The organism is Streptomyces sp. NPDC026538 (genome assembly GCF_055567535.1).
In genome coordinates this window covers 96639-110431 of record NZ_JBVHQG010000005.1, presented here as the reverse complement: position 1 = coordinate 110431, position 13793 = coordinate 96639, and the positions used below count along the sequence as shown (strand labels likewise).

The window sequence follows — 13793 nt, the reverse complement described above, 5'->3', positions numbered from 1 at the left end:
CCATGCGGATCCGGGACCTCCCGGCGCCGGCTCAGACGAGGCGGCGCGCCGTCGCCCAGCGGGTCAGCTCATGCCGGTTGGACAGTTGCAGCTTCCGCAGCACCGCCGACACATGGGACTCGACCGTCTTGACGGAGATGAACAGCTGCTTGGCGATCTCCTTGTAGGCGTAGCCACGAGCGATCAGGCGCAGGACCTCGCGCTCACGCTGGGTGAGGCGGTCGAGGTCCTCGTCGACCGGCGGGGCGTCGGTGGAGGCGAAGGCGTCCAGGACGAACCCGGCCAGCCGCGGGGAGAAGACGGCGTCGCCCTCCTGCACCCGGAAGATCGAGTCGACCAGGTCGGTGCCGGTGATCGTCTTGGTGACGTAGCCGCGGGCGCCGCCCCGGATCACCCCGATCACGTCCTCGGCCGCGTCCGACACGGACAGCGCGAGGAAGCGCACCGGCCGTTCGGCGTCCGCCGTCAACGGGGCGCACCGGCGCAGCACTTCGACCCCGCCGCCGCCCGGCAGATGCACATCGAGGAGCACCACCTCGGGCCGGGTCGCGGTGATCACCGTGACCGCCTGGTCGACGTCGGCGGCCTCGCCGACCACCTCGACGCCGGTCTGCTCGGTCTGGCCGATCTCGGCCTGCACACCGGTACGGAACATCCGGTGGTCGTCGACGAGGACCACGCGTACCCGACGCCCGGCCTTCTCCGTGCCTTCCGCCGGGCCGTTCGCCTCGGTCGCGTCGCTCATGACGTGTTCTCCGCCCTCTCCATCTCCAACTCGACCTCCGTGCCGCCGCCCGGAACGGACCGCAGCCGTGCCGTACCGCCGTGGCGCTCCATGCGGCCGACGATCGATTCTCTGACACCCATGCGGTCGGCGGGTATCGAGCCGAGGTCGAAGCCGGGACCGCGGTCGCGGACGGACACGAAGACCGTCCTGCCCTCGGCTTCGGCGTAGACCTGGACGGCGCCGCCCTCGCCACCGTACTTGGCGGCGTTGACCATCGCCTCGCGCGCGGCCTGCATCTGCGCGCCCGTCCGCTCGTCGAGTGGGCAGTCGCCGACCACCACGACCTCGATGGGGACGCCGTGCTTGTCCTCGACCTCGGCGGCGTTGCGCCGGACCGCTTCGGCGAGGGTGGTGGGCTCGTCGGCCTCGTCCTTGCCGGTGCCCTCGGGCTTGTAGAGCCAGGTGCGCAGGTCGCGCTCCTGGGCGCGGGCGAGGCGGCGCACCTCGTTCGCGTTCTCCGCGTTGCGCTGGATCAGGGTCAGGGTGTGGAGCACTGAGTCGTGGACATGGGCGGCGACCTCGGCGCGCTCCTGGGCGCGGATACGCATCAGCCGCTCCTCGGAGAGGTCCTGGGTCATCCGCACGAGATACGGCCCGGCGAGCAGCGTGATGCCGACGAGCACGGCGAGCGAGGCCTGGAGCACCGCCCCGATGTGCGCGGCGGAGCCCTGCATCACGAAGACGCCCGAGACGCCCGCCGTGACGAGCAGGACGCCGACGCCCGCGCGCAGCAGCGAGAGCGTACGGCGCCGGCTGCCCACCTCGACCCAGCGGGCCCGGCGGGCGTTGTCCGCCTGGCGCCAGACCAGCGCGACACCGGCGGCGACCAGGACCGCCGGCAGGAGATAGGCCTTGGCGCCGCTGGTGAGGTTGACACTGCCGACGAACACCAGGGACACGACGACCATCAGGAGCAGCGCGACGATCTGGCCTCTGTCGGGTCTGCGGGCGACGAGTCTGCGGCGGCCGTCCGCCGAGGTCTCGGTGGTGACCAGGGAGGGCGGCTTCTGGTCGCCGACGCCGCCGAGACCGAGGGGCACGAAGAACCAGAACGCGGCATACAGCAGCGCGCCGAGACCGTTGGCCATGAACAGGCCGACGAAGACGAGCCGCACCCACACGACGGGCAGGCCGAGATGCCCGGCGAGGCCCCGCGCCACCCCACCGAGCCAGCGGCCGTCGCTGCTGCGGTAGAGCTTGCGCGGCGGCCGCGGGTCGTCGAGGGGCACTGCTGCGGCTTCCGGCATGCCATCGATGTTCACACGCCACAAGGCCCCGGGCATCAGGGTCGGTCCCCGATGCTCCCCTGATCTTCGGATTTCCCGAGGCCCGGTTCGAACGCCTCCCGGCCCGGCCTCGGGGCCGAATTCAGGGTTCGGCCAGGGTCATCCCGACTGCCGTTGCGGCGGCTCGCCCGTCACCATTGACTCATGACTGATCACGAGCACGCCGCGACGGGTCCGGGACCCGGCTCCGGCCCGCGGCCCGCGCCGGGCCCCGGGCCGTCGGATGCCGCGCCCGCCGCGGCGGAGGCGGCCGGGACGGGGGCGCCCGAGACGGAGGCCGACGCCACCGGCACCGGCGCGGAGGCGCTGCCCCGGTTCCGGCGCGACCGCCGGCACAAGATGATCGCGGGCGTGTGCGCGGGGCTCGGCCGGCACACCGACCTGGACCCGGTGATCTTCCGCATCACCCTGGCCGTGCTGGCCGCGACCGGTGGCATCGGGCTCCTCTTCTACGGCTTCGTCTGGCTCTTCGTGCCCTACGAGGACGACGAGGAGAACGAGGTCCGCAAGCTGCTGACCGGCAGGGTCGACGGGCAGGCCCTGGCGGCCGTGCTGTTCGCCCTGGTCGGCTGCGGAGTCCTGCTGACGATGATCAGGAACGGCGGGGTGCTGGCGTTCGCCGTCGTCCTTTCCGTTCTGCTGGCGGGCGCCGGGTACTGGTCGCGGCGGCGCGGCGCCCCGGATCCCGACCCACTGGCCGCTCAGACGGTCGCCGACGCCCCTCCCGAGGCCCAGGCACCGCCGATCTCGATCACCTACCCGTCCTGGTGGCGCGACCCGATCGTCAAGGACGGCACGCATGTCGGCGGCACCGGCTATCTGTGGGGCCCCACCGACGCCCGCGGCCGGGACGTCCCGGGACTCGACTTCCGGCTGAGCACCCCGTGGGTCCACGGCCAGGACATACGCGCCCGGCAGAGCACGCCCCCGAGGCCGCGCGGACCGCGCTGGATCGGCGGCTGGATCTTTCTGTTCGCCCTGCTGGCGGGCGGCCTGGGCACGGGCCTGACATGGGACACACACCCGCTGGGCACCAGCCTCCAGGCTGGTCTGGCCGGTGCGCTGATCGTGTTCGGCCTGGGCACGGCGGTCAGCTCGTTCCTGGGACGCACGGGGGCCGGCTCGCTGTTCCTTGCGCTCGTCACGGCGGGTCTGCTCGCGGCGTCGACGGCCCTGCCGTCCGACATCAGCACCCACTGGACGCGCGAGTCCTGGACCCCCGCGACGGCGGCCCAGGTGGAGTCGGGGTACGACCTGGGGACCGGGGTGGCCACCCTGGACCTGAGGCACATACGCGTCGCCGAGGGGCAGACGGTGTCGACGGCCGCCGAGGTGGGGGCGGGCCGGCTGAAGATCGTCGTGCCGGCGGACGTGACCGTGCGGATGAGCATCGACGTGGGGGTGGGCGACATTCAGTTGCCCGGTGACGACAAGGAGGACGTGGACGTGGAACCGGGCAAGCACAAGGACGTGACGCTGCGGCCGACGGGCGGCGCGAAGAACACGGGCACACTCGACCTGGATCTCCAGGTCGGCGCGGGACAGGTGGAGGTGAGCCGTGCTGCGGCATGAGTTCCAGCCCGGGCGGCTGATCGTGGGCGTCTTCCTGACGGCGACGGGGGTCGCCTACGCCGGTGACGCGGGGGGCCTGTGGACGACCGAGTGGTTCGCGGTCATCCCTCTGATGGTGGTCGGCCTCTTCCTGGCAGGCGTGACCGCGGCACTGACCCGGGCGATACGCAGGCGCCGCCGCGCACCGGAGAGCTGACGGAGAGCCGAAGGGCTAGCGCAGGCCGCCGGACCTTTGTCGGCGCCGGGAGCGCAGCATCGCGTCCAAGGAGAGGTAGGGGGCACCGGCCAGGACCAGGGGCAGCCAGGCCATCAGGTAGGCGAGGTCGTTGCCGTAGTAGTACGGGGAGTTGGCCCAGCTGATGGTCAGCCAGAGGCTGAGCGAGATCAGCGCACCGCCGAGGGCGGCCAGGCGGGCCAGCAGGCCGAAGAGGGTGCCGAGGCCGACGGCGAGTTCGCCGATGGCGATCGCGGTGCCGAAGCCGACAGGGTTCTTCAGGGCCAGGTCGACCAGGGCCGGGATCGCGGCGGAGTCGCGGACCCCGCGCATGATGTCACCGATCGAGCCGGAGCCGCCGGACTTCAGGAAGGCGCTGTCGGTCAGCTTGTCCAGACCGGCGTAGATGAAGGTGACGCCGAGGAAGATCCGCAAGGGAAGGAGGGCATATCGGGTGGCGGTATCGCGCAGTCCGCGATCGCCATCGAGATACGGGGGGTGCGTGTCCGTACGAATGCCGTGAGTCATCGTCACTAGCCGCCTCTCGCCGCTGTACCCAGGCCCCTCAACAGACCATACGTACGACAGCCGCGACCCGCTCAATCCTCCTCCGGATATTTTTACGAATTTCGGCCGGTCCACGTCACCCACCCGCAGGCCACCCTCACCCGACCGCCCTACCCCGGCCGGCCGCCCACGGATCCCCTCCCCCGGTCCCCTTACTCGGTTTACTCGGTCACCTCGACCACGCACCGGTTGGTGGCCGCCCCGGCCGCCGTCACCACCTGGACCTCGACCAAACCGGGTTCCACCTCGGCGGGCACGGGGACGGTGAGGACGCTGTCCGTGGGGTTGCTGAAGCCTCCGGTGACGGGGACCAGGGGCACGTGGACGTTGACCGCGCCGACGCGGACGACCATGCGGGAGAGACGGTCGGCGGTCTGGGCGCCGGGCGGGACGAAGCCGGTGCCGCGGATCTCGATGTCGTCGCCCGTGCGGATGGGCGCGTCCAGGTCACCGGCCTCCCGGGCGCGGACGACGGAGAGGATGACCGGACGGCCGCCCTCGGCGTACTTGCCGGCGAGGTAGGTCGCGGCGGAGATGAGGACCACCGTCGCGAGGCCCCAGGGCAGGTCGGGAAGCTGGTCGGGGCGGCGGGCGAGGCGTACGGCGGCGAAGACGAGGGCGACGGCGCTGATCACGACGTACTGGATGTCGGCGAAGGTGCCCCGGCCGGCGTCGTCGGTGAGCAGGTCGGCCGCGCGGGGGCGATGTGCGGGCACCTTCTGCAGACGCTGGCCGAGGATGCGCAGGCCGACCACCCGGCGCACCAGGACCGCGATGCCGCTGACCACGGCGAGGACGGTCACCACACCGGCGCCGCGGGCGAGGTCGAGGCCGGAGATGAGGGAATCCCGGTCGGCGGAAGAGGAGGCGACGGCCAGGCGGCCGGCCAGCACGAGTACGGCGTAGGCGACGAAGAGGACCCAGGAGGCGGCCACGGTGCGGGAGGTGGACATGCGGTTGTCCTCGCCGATCACGGGGGCGAGCACGCCGCCGCGCGAGCGGTGGAACCAGGAGGCGGCGGTCAGCGCGAGGGCCACGACCACGGCGGCGACCAGTCCGGCGGTGCGGGCGCTGGTCCAGCCGGCGCCGATCGCGGTGAGGGACTGGGTGAGCAGTGTGATCACGACGGCCGCCCAGACCGTGACCACGGTGCGCAGCCAGAGCCGGGCGACCCAGGCCTCACCCTCGGCCCGGCCGCGTTCGGCGACCACCTCGGCGGACTGGGAGAGTTCCTCGGAGACCCACTGGCGGGAGGCGGAGGCGGAGTGGGCCACCGCCGCCGGCAGCCCCTGGCCGGCCGCGAACTCCTCGCGTTTGAGGAGGAATTCGGCGACCGCCCGCCGGTGCCCCTCGCGTGCTCCGTGCGGACAGTCCCCGCACGCGCACCCGCCCCCGTGGACACCCGAAACGGCGCCCTGCCTCGCCTCCTGCACCGCCACGGCCGACGCCCGCCTTCCCCACGCCCGGGGCACGACGCGCAGGGCCCTCCCCGGGGCCGGACGACGCCGTGCAACTCCCTTGTGTCGAGAGCGAATTGTGCCCTACGCCACGCTGTCTGCGTTCAGCAGGTTGGTCACGACGGGTGAAGGTACGGCCGACAGGTTGACCCGGCTGCGAGAATTCCCCCATGGCCGAGATCATCCAGCGGGACGGGACCTGGGCCTTCGACGGCAGCACGGTCCGGATCACGCCGGGACGCCATCGCTCCGTGCCGCTGTTCCGGCAGACGTACGGGCAGATCGCCGTACCGCTGGAGGCGGTGTCGGGGGTGGTGTACGAGCCGGAGCGCAAGCGCGGGCGGCTGCGGATGCGGCTGCGCGAGGGCGCGGATCCGTTGCTGCAGGCGACGGGCGGCCGGCTGCCGGAAGCAGCGGATCCGTATCTGCTGACGGTGGACGGGGACCGGTCCGGAATCGCGGAGTACGTCGTGGCGGAGATCCGGCAGGCGCTGCTGCTGGACCAGATCCCGACGGAGCCGACGAAGGCGTACCTGCTGCCGGGGCCGCCGGTGCCGGTGTCGGTGCGTTCCTCGGACGGCACGGTGTCCTTCGACGGTACGCAGGTGCGGATCGACTGGGCCGACACCGCCGACCGGGTCAAGCGGGCGACCGGGCCGCGGATCATCGGGCTCGGCGACCTGGTGCAGGTGGAGTGGCTGCCCAACTCCGGTTACGAGGACGGCTTTCTGCGGTTCGTCACCCGGGAGACGGTGTTCTCGAAACTGCCGGCGGAGCGCGACCCCTACTCCCTGGACCTGTGGGGCAGTGTCCGCCGTGATCTGCTGACGGCGCTGGTCGCGGCGGCGGTCACGGCCCGGCTGCCGCATCCCTCGGCCCGCGCGGGCGCGGAGTACGCCGACCGGGCACGGCCGCCGGCGGCCGTGCCGCGCCAGTCGGCCGACCATCACGACATACTGCTGCGCAGGCTGCGGGAGTTGGGCGAGCTGCACCGGGACGGGGTGCTCACGGACGAGGAGTTCGCGCTGACGAAGGCGGCCGTGCTCAGGAGTTTCTGAGGCCGCCAGGGCCTCTCCGACCATTCCCGTCGGCGCCCGGAGGGCGGCCTCGCGGCGTCAGGTGCGTGCTCTCGGCGTGCCGGGCGTAGGCCCTCGTTGCATGGCGTCGCGAGGCAGACGGGAATGGTCGGACAGGCCTTAGCTCAGCAGGTCCGGTTCGGCGCGGCTGATGTCCTGCCACAGGGGCTGGTAGTTGATCCAGGCCACCAGGTCGCCGCCCAGCTGTTCGCGGGTGGCGACGGCGAGTTTGTGGTCGATGAGCAGCGGACGCCCGGCCGCCTTCGCGGTCAGCTGGACCTGCGCGGACTTCTCCATCGACAGGAACCACCAGGCGGCCGCGTCCACCGAGTCGCCGACGGTCAGCAGCCCGTGGTTGCGCAGCACCAGTGCCTTGCGGGAGCCGAGGGCGTCGGCGATCCGGCGGCCCTCCTCGGCGTCGACGGCGACCCCGGTGTAGGCGTCGTAGAGGGCGTGGTCCTCGTAGAAGGCGCAGCTCTCCTGACTGATGGGGTCGAGCAGGTCGCCGAGGGCGGACAGGGCGCGGCCGTGCACGGAGTGGCAGTGGGCGACGGCGACGACGTCCGGGCGAGCCGCGTGCACCTGGGCGTGCACGGTGAAGGCGGCCTGGTTGACGTGGTAGCGGCCCTCGATCACCTGACCGTCCTGGTTGGCCAGGACGAGGTCGCTGACGGTGACGTGCTTGAACGGCATGCCGAACGGGTTGACCCAGAAACAGTTCGAGTACTCGGGGTCGCGGGCGGTGATGTGCCCGGACACCCCGTCCTCGAGTCCGGCCCGGCCGAAGATCCGCAGCGCGCCCGCGAGCCGCTCCTTGCGATGCCGGCGCTCGTCGTCGAGCGAGTCGTGCATCGGCGGCATCGCGAACCGGAGCTGATCGGTGGGCAGCGGCAGGGGCGGAGTCGGCCCGTGCATAGGTCCTCCAGCACTGGGTTTGTGTTACGGCCGGAAGTTACCGTCGGTCAGCGCAGGAAAACAGAGCTGTTCTGTAAAGATGACGCGCGCGAGCAAATCACGACAGAAGATGTCGGGTATCGGCGGCACAGTGGCTCGTATGACACGTACAACCCTCACGAGCGGAACAGCCGGTACCGACTGGGCGGCCTTCGTCGCCGCCGCGCCCGACCTGGCGCGCACCGTCGAGGAACGCTTCGCCGCCCACCGCCACCACGTCCTGGCCACCCTCCGCAAGGACGGCTCCCCCCGCACCTCGGGCCTGGAGGTCCGCTTCCTGGCCGGCGAGGTCTGGCTCGGCATGATGCCGGACTCGCTGAAGGCGCTCGACCTGCTGCGCGACCCGCGGTTCGCGCTCCAGGCCAATCCGGGGGCCGGCACCGACATGGGCGGCGGGGACGTACGGGTCGCCGGACGGGCGTACGAGGTCGTGGACGCGGCGGTGAAGGGGGCGTACACGCAGGAGGTGGAACCGCCGGAGCCGTTCCACCTCTTCCGTACCGAGCTGACGGAGGTCGTACGAACCCGCGTCGAAAACGACACCTACCTGGTCGTCGAGATCTGGCGGCCCGGCGAGCCCCTGCGCACCGTCAGGCGCAGGTAGGCCCTACTCGGCTACTCCCACTCGATGGTGCCCGGCGGCTTCGAGGTGACGTCGAGGACGACCCGGTTGACGTCACGGACCTCGTTGGTGATCCGGGTGGAGATCTTCGCCAGGGCGTCGTACGGCAGGCGGGACCAGTCGGCCGTCATGGCGTCCTCGGAGGAGACCGGGCGCAGCACGATCGGGTGACCGTAGGTGCGGCCGTCGCCCTGGACGCCGACCGAGCGGACGTCCGCGAGCAGGACCACCGGGCACTGCCAGATGTCGCGGTCGAGGCCGGCCGCGGTCAGCTCCTCGCGGGCGATGGCGTCGGCCTCGCGGAGCAGGTCGAGGCGGTCCTTGGTCACCTCGCCGACGATCCGGATGCCGAGGCCGGGGCCCGGGAAGGGCTGGCGCTGGACGATCTCCTCCGGCAGGCCGAGCTCCTGGCCGACCATCCGGACCTCGTCCTTGAAGAGCTTGCGGAGCGGCTCGATGAGCTTGAACTCCAGGTCCTCGGGGAGACCGCCGACGTTGTGGTGGGACTTGATGTTGGCGGTGCCGGTGCCGCCGCCGGACTCGACGACGTCCGGGTAGAGCGTGCCCTGCACCAGGAACGCGACCTCGGGGCCCTCGTCCGCGATGATCTCGACCTGGGCCTGCTCGAAGACCCGGATGAACTCGCGGCCGATGATCTTCCGCTTCTGCTCCGGGTCGGAGACACCGGCGAGGGCCTTCAGGAACCGCTCCTCGGCGTCCACGACCTTGAGCTGGACGCCGGTCGCGGCCACGAAGTCCTTCTCGACCTGCTCGGTCTCGCCCTTGCGCATCAGGCCGTGGTCGACGTAGACGCAGGTCAGCTGGGCGCCGATGGCCTTCTGGACGAGGGCGGCGGCCACCGCGGAGTCCACACCGCCGGACAGACCGCAGATGGCGCGCTTGTCGCCGACCAGCTCGCGGATCGCGGCGACCTGCTCCTCGATGACGTTGCCGGTGGTCCAGTTCGGCTCCAGGCCCGCGCCCCGGTACAGGAAGTGCTCCAGGACCTGCTGGCCGTGCGTGGAGTGCATGACCTCGGGGTGGTACTGGACGCCGTAGAGCTTCTTCTCGTCGTTCTCGAAGGCGGCGACCGGGACGACGTCGGTGGACGCGGTCACGGTGAAGCCCTCGGGGGCGGCGGAGCAGGCGTCGCCGTGCGACATCCACACGTGCTGCTCGCCCGGGGTGCCCTCGAAGAGGGTGGACGACGTCCTGGAGACGTGCAGGTCGGTACGGCCGTACTCACGGGCGCCGGTGTTGTCCACCGTGCCGCCGAGGGACTGTGCCATCAGCTGGAAGCCGTAGCACATGCCGAAGACGGGCACGCCGGCCTCGAAGAGCGCGCGGTCCAGACGGGGGGCGCCCTCCTCGTACACGGACGAGGGGCCGCCGGAGAGGATGATCGCCGCCGGGTTCTTGGCGAGCATCTCGGCGACCGGCATGGTGCTGGGCACGATCTCGCTGTAGACCCGGGCCTCGCGGACGCGGCGGGCGATGAGCTGGGCGTACTGCGCGCCGAAGTCGACGACCAGGACGGTGTCGGGGGTGGCGGCAGCGGGAGTCGCTGATGACACGGGGTGCCTTCCGGCGGTGGGGCGGGGGTCTGTGACTACCGATTCTAACGGGGCGGGCGCGGGACACCCCGACGAGGTGCTGTGGCATACTCGCCCCCATGCTCACGCAGACGACCTTCTTCTTTACCTATGGCAACCGGCCCGCCGGCTGCCATGGTCGTGCCGCTTGAGCAACTGACAAGCGACTTCCCCAGGCGCCCCGGGCCGACAAGGTCCGGGGCGCCTGGTGTTTCTCCGGATCATGCCGGTCCGGGGCTCCCCCCTTCAGAGAACGAGGAGCCCCGACATGACCGTCAGCCCCGCCGAGCACATCAGCCCCGCCGAGAAGACCGGAGCCCGTACCGCCGAGGCCGCCGAGGTGATCGCCGGTGCGCGGGAGCGCATCGACGCGCTCGACGACCGGATCATCGGTCTGATCCAGGAACGGATGGCGGTCTCCGCCGTCATCCAGGAGGCCCGGATCACCTCCGGCGGCCGCCGGGTGAACCTGTCCCGGGAGATGGAGGTCCTCGGCCACTACAGCGAGGCGCTCGGCAGGCCCGGCACCTCCCTGGCCATGACCCTCCTCGAACTGTGTCGCGGGCGGATCTGAGCGGTCGCATCCGAGTCGGGCGGATCTGAGTTCGGGGCCTTCTCACCCGTACGGCGCGTGACCGGCACGGGAACCGCTTCGTTGGTGGGGTGTCCGTGCCAGCCAGGGGCGGGCCCGAAAGAACCACGCGTGGCTCACTGGAGCGGTGAGGCGTACGGAGAATGCCGTGCGCCGTGGGACCTCGCTCCAGTCACGTGACCGGACGGCAGGGGACAGCAGCCCGGTCACACCAGAGACGGTCGGCTCCGGGGACGCCCGGGGTCGACCGGCGGAAAATTGCAAAAATGCATAAGGGCTGGGTCAAACGGTTGCGGAGGCCCCGTGCATCCAGCACGATGCCTAGAAGGCCCCCAAGGCCTTCAGAAGTCCCCAAGTCCCAGTTCAGGCAACGGAATTGCCGTGTGCCGACCGTCCGGCGAAGGTCGAGACCTGCCGTACGCCCCGAGTGCGCCGGGGCGCCGACCCGGGGCACGGACGGTGGCACAGGGCACAGAGACCAGCGGCGCAACCCCCCGGCGCCGCTCCCCGGCACCGACGCTGCCCTGACGTCGGTGCTGACGGAAGAAGGGCCCCGCGGCTCCGTCCCGCGGGGCCCTTCGCCTTCCCGCAGGGAGCCTTCCCGCAGGGAGCCGCCCAGAGGGAGCCCGCCCACAGAGAGTGACTAGGTACGGCTCACCTTGCCGCACCCCTCCGGTCTGTCGCCGAGTTTCCGGCTGCGGTCGTAGGGGTCGATCGACGGGCCGGTCGGGGCGGCGCTGCTCGTCGGCGCCTGGGACGGGAACTGCGGGTGCAGGAAACCGTCGTTGACGTCGCAGGCCGAGTTGCCGGCGTCCTCGTCGTACCTCAGGAGGGTCAGGCGGCCGGGGGTCACCTGGTAGCGCGTGGGGTCGGGGAGTTCGGTGTCGATGACCCGGCGCACGATGGTGCGGGCGACCTCACCGGAGCCGTCGACGGGGACGACCGGGTAGACGAAGGTGAAGTCGGCGTGCACGGCCACGCCCGCGAACTTGCCCTTGGCGAAGGTGATCCGGCCGCGTGTCTTGATGACCTTGCCGGCCGGCATCACGTCCTCGGGGTCGAAGCGGCTGAAGAGGGACAGCGGGTCGTGGGCCTTGCTGGGGGTGTGCAGCGCGGTGTTGAGCTCGTCGAGCAGGCGGGGCTGCTTGGGGTCGAGCACCGCGAGGGCGGCATCGGGGCGGGCGCCGGCCACGACCAGGGGGTTGAGGTTGGCGTCGACCAGCAGCTTCTTGGTCTGACGCAGGGCCAGTTCGACGCGGTCCTTGGGGATCGAGCCGAGCGCGGTGGCCTTCGGCAGCACGATGCCGTCCGCGCCGTCGGCCCAGCGCAGCGCCGGGGAACCGGCGAACGGGCGGGCCAGCGTGGGGGTGCCGGCGGCGACCGCGGACGGCGGCGCGGTCGGGGCGGCGGTCTCGGCGGGGAGCGGCGAGGCGGCGGTGTCCACGTGGGACGCCGAGCCGAAGGGATCGCCGGGAATCAGCGAGGGCCGCATGGCCACGACGGCCACGGCGATCGCCACCGGGAGTCCGACGACCGCCCAGATCCTGCGGCGCCGGGCGGCCCGCCCGTCCGTCTCCTGCCAGGCGGGCCCGGTCCGCCAACCCGTCGGCTCCTGCTGCCCCTTGAGCCGCTCGGTCACCTGACGGGCGCGCGCGGAGGGCTCCTTCGGAGCGGACTTGCGGATGTCGCGCTCGGTGTCGCGGATGAACTGCTCCCACACCTCGTCGGGTATGGAGGAGGACGACGACGGCTCGTCCCCCGACGACTGCTCGGACCGTCTGTCAGACATGACACTCTCTCGCTCGGCCGTTCGACGGGGGCGAGAATAGCCTTGGAATCTGCTGTGGACATGCCGACCCCGTCGGACACCCGAAAGTGACGAGCGTCACATAAGAATTTGGTGAATGTGGAGGCAACCATTCACCGGATTCACCGGTCACATCAGCGGAACCAACGGTTACATCCGTCTGCCGCACCTGATTCACGGGGGTCCTCATGAAGCTTCGCCGCGCCATGGCCGCGGCAGCCACCACGGCTGTCATCGCGCCCATAGCCCTGCTGTCCGCGCCGGCCGCCCTCGCGGACGACCTGCCGTCCACGCCCGCGTCCGAGAGCGCGCCGAGCGAGATCCCGAGCGATTCCGCCTCCGCCTCGCCGTCGGACTCCGCCGCGCCGAGCGACAGCGCCTCCGCGTCCGCGTCCGAGTCCGCTTCGGAGTCCGCCTCGCCCAGCGACAGCGCGAGCGCCAGTGCCAGCGCGTCCGCCTCGGCCGAGCCGTCCGAGTCGGCGGAACCCAGCGAGGACCCGTCCGACCCGGACGTCCCCTACTGCGAGGACCTCGACGAGAACTTCGGCGACGCCAAGGTGTCCGCCGACATCAAGGGCCTGCCCGGCAAGATCGTCGCGGGTGACGGCTTCCACGGCTTCCGGCTGGTCGTGACCAACGAGTCCAAGACCGACGTCGAGGGTGTCGCCTTCTACGCCGAGATCGAGAACTACGAGCTCAGCGAGTCGAAGTACCTCAGCCCGTACGTCGACCTGGAGTTCAAGAACCCCGACAGCGGCTCCTGGGACCGGATCGGCAGCGACGACTGGGCCGGCAACTACTTCTTCTACGTCGACAAGCTCAAGTCCGGTGCGAGCAAGTCGGTCGACCTGCGGGTCTCCATCGACGCCAAGGCGCCCGCGGGTGACGCCTACTCCTTCGGCTCCGGTGCCTACCTCGACAAGGTCGACGGCCAGGACTGCATCGCCGAGGGCTGGGCCCAGTACGACTTCACGGTCCTCAAGGCCGGCTCGTCCAACCCGGACCCGGGTACGGCCACGCCGAGCGACAACGGCGGCAAGGACTCCGTGAAGAAGCCGCAGGGCGAGGTCTCCGACCTGCCGACCGGCAACCTCGCCGAGACCGGCTCCAGCTCGGCGCTCCCGGTCATCGGCCTGGTCGGCGGGGTCGCCGTCGTGGCCGGCGCCGGTGCGGTGTTCGTGGTGCGGCGCCGCAGGGCCGGGGCGGGCGCATAGCCATGTGAACGAGGTCGCGCGGACCGTCGTCGTACGGCGGCCGCGCACACCGG

The 13793-nt window shown here is 71.4% G+C and carries 13 protein-coding genes; 6 read left to right on the top strand and 7 right to left on the bottom strand.

Translation table 11 applies throughout. The annotated features are described in order from the left end of the window. Positions 1-31 precede the first annotated feature (31 nt). Positions 32-745 (bottom strand): response regulator transcription factor, encoded by a 714-nt coding sequence (locus tag ACZ4N4_RS20940; RefSeq protein WP_351742085.1) that lies wholly within the window; start codon positions 743-745, stop codon positions 32-34. Next, positions 742-2034 carry an ATP-binding protein gene (locus ACZ4N4_RS20935; RefSeq protein ID WP_450754309.1) on the bottom strand — a complete coding sequence of 431 codons (1293 nt, stop codon included), beginning with the start codon at positions 2032-2034 and terminating at the stop codon, positions 742-744. The genes ACZ4N4_RS20940 and ACZ4N4_RS20935 overlap by 4 nt, the downstream gene beginning before the upstream one ends. Positions 2035-2217: 183 nt before the next feature. On the opposite strand from ACZ4N4_RS20935, the gene ACZ4N4_RS20930 reads away from it, so the two are divergent. Continuing rightward, positions 2218-3645: a PspC domain-containing protein gene (locus ACZ4N4_RS20930; protein WP_467590819.1), complete on the top strand. Its 1428-nt coding sequence runs from the start codon at positions 2218-2220 to the stop codon at positions 3643-3645. After that, positions 3632-3841: a hypothetical protein gene (locus tag ACZ4N4_RS20925; protein WP_453569077.1), complete on the top strand. Its 210-nt coding sequence runs from the start codon at positions 3632-3634 to the stop codon at positions 3839-3841. The genes ACZ4N4_RS20930 and ACZ4N4_RS20925 overlap by 14 nt, the downstream gene beginning before the upstream one ends. 15 nt (positions 3842-3856) lie before the next feature. Here the strand turns inward: ACZ4N4_RS20925 and ACZ4N4_RS20920 are convergent, their stop codons facing one another. Both ACZ4N4_RS20920 and ACZ4N4_RS20915 read right to left on the bottom strand, forming a co-directional pair. After that, positions 3857-4387 (bottom strand): DoxX family protein, encoded by a 531-nt coding sequence (locus ACZ4N4_RS20920; protein WP_467590816.1) that lies wholly within the window; start codon positions 4385-4387, stop codon positions 3857-3859. A gap of 200 nt (positions 4388-4587) precedes the next feature. Beyond that, a complete protein-coding gene (locus ACZ4N4_RS20915; RefSeq protein WP_467590812.1) occupies positions 4588-5865 on the bottom strand; it encodes a hypothetical protein in 1278 nt (425 codons plus the stop codon). A gap of 188 nt (positions 5866-6053) precedes the next feature. On the opposite strand from ACZ4N4_RS20915, the gene ACZ4N4_RS20910 reads away from it, so the two are divergent. Then, on the top strand, positions 6054-6941 hold the full coding sequence (locus ACZ4N4_RS20910; protein ID WP_467590809.1) for a DUF4429 domain-containing protein: 888 nt from the start codon (positions 6054-6056) through the stop codon (positions 6939-6941). Between the two features lie 138 nt (positions 6942-7079). Here ACZ4N4_RS20910 and ACZ4N4_RS20905 read toward each other — a convergent pair whose 3' ends face one another. Continuing rightward, positions 7080-7874 (bottom strand): class II aldolase/adducin family protein, encoded by a 795-nt coding sequence (locus tag ACZ4N4_RS20905; RefSeq protein ID WP_467590806.1) that lies wholly within the window; start codon positions 7872-7874, stop codon positions 7080-7082. Positions 7875-8013: 139 nt separating this feature from the next. Here ACZ4N4_RS20905 and ACZ4N4_RS20900 point away from each other — a divergent pair, with 139 nt between their 5' ends. After that, on the top strand, positions 8014-8517 hold the full coding sequence (locus tag ACZ4N4_RS20900; RefSeq protein WP_467590803.1) for a pyridoxamine 5'-phosphate oxidase family protein: 504 nt from the start codon (positions 8014-8016) through the stop codon (positions 8515-8517). An 11-nt stretch (positions 8518-8528) separates the two neighbouring features. On the opposite strand, the gene guaA is transcribed toward ACZ4N4_RS20900, so the two are convergent. Next, positions 8529-10109: a glutamine-hydrolyzing GMP synthase gene (gene guaA / locus ACZ4N4_RS20895; RefSeq protein ID WP_453569089.1), complete on the bottom strand. Its 1581-nt coding sequence runs from the start codon at positions 10107-10109 to the stop codon at positions 8529-8531. Between the two features lie 286 nt (positions 10110-10395). Here guaA and ACZ4N4_RS20890 point away from each other — a divergent pair, with 286 nt between their 5' ends. Further along, positions 10396-10701 (top strand): chorismate mutase, encoded by a 306-nt coding sequence (locus ACZ4N4_RS20890; RefSeq protein WP_467590800.1) that lies wholly within the window; start codon positions 10396-10398, stop codon positions 10699-10701. A 661-nt stretch (positions 10702-11362) separates the two neighbouring features. On the opposite strand, the gene ACZ4N4_RS20885 is transcribed toward ACZ4N4_RS20890, so the two are convergent. Beyond that, positions 11363-12508, bottom strand: coding sequence for a hypothetical protein (locus tag ACZ4N4_RS20885; RefSeq protein WP_467590797.1), 1146 nt, complete (start codon positions 12506-12508; stop codon positions 11363-11365). A gap of 206 nt (positions 12509-12714) precedes the next feature. Between ACZ4N4_RS20885 and ACZ4N4_RS20880 the strand changes: the two genes are divergently transcribed. After that, complete coding sequence (locus ACZ4N4_RS20880) at positions 12715-13740, top strand: LAETG motif-containing sortase-dependent surface protein (protein ID WP_467590795.1); 1026 nt, start codon at positions 12715-12717, stop codon at positions 13738-13740. The last annotated feature ends 53 nt before the right edge of the window (positions 13741-13793 follow it).

Excerpts from the sequence above, each read along its gene's own strand:
- ACZ4N4_RS20940 (WP_351742085.1), bottom strand. The coding sequence starts at position 745 with ATGAGCGACGCGACCGAGGCGAACGGCCCGGCGGAAGGCACGGAGAAG.
- ACZ4N4_RS20935 (WP_450754309.1), bottom strand. The coding sequence starts at position 2,034 with ATGCCGGAAGCCGCAGCAGTGCCCCTCGACGACCCGCGGCCGCCGCGC.
- ACZ4N4_RS20930 (WP_467590819.1), top strand. The coding sequence starts at position 2,218 with ATGACTGATCACGAGCACGCCGCGACGGGTCCGGGACCCGGCTCCGGC.
- ACZ4N4_RS20920 (WP_467590816.1), bottom strand. The coding sequence starts at position 4,387 with ATGACTCACGGCATTCGTACGGACACGCACCCCCCGTATCTCGATGGC.
- ACZ4N4_RS20910 (WP_467590809.1), top strand. The coding sequence starts at position 6,054 with ATGGCCGAGATCATCCAGCGGGACGGGACCTGGGCCTTCGACGGCAGC.
- ACZ4N4_RS20905 (WP_467590806.1), bottom strand. The coding sequence starts at position 7,874 with ATGCACGGGCCGACTCCGCCCCTGCCGCTGCCCACCGATCAGCTCCGG.
- ACZ4N4_RS20900 (WP_467590803.1), top strand. The coding sequence starts at position 8,014 with ATGACACGTACAACCCTCACGAGCGGAACAGCCGGTACCGACTGGGCG.
- ACZ4N4_RS20890 (WP_467590800.1), top strand. The coding sequence starts at position 10,396 with ATGACCGTCAGCCCCGCCGAGCACATCAGCCCCGCCGAGAAGACCGGA.
- ACZ4N4_RS20885 (WP_467590797.1), bottom strand. The coding sequence starts at position 12,508 with ATGTCTGACAGACGGTCCGAGCAGTCGTCGGGGGACGAGCCGTCGTCG.
- ACZ4N4_RS20880 (WP_467590795.1), top strand. The coding sequence starts at position 12,715 with ATGAAGCTTCGCCGCGCCATGGCCGCGGCAGCCACCACGGCTGTCATC.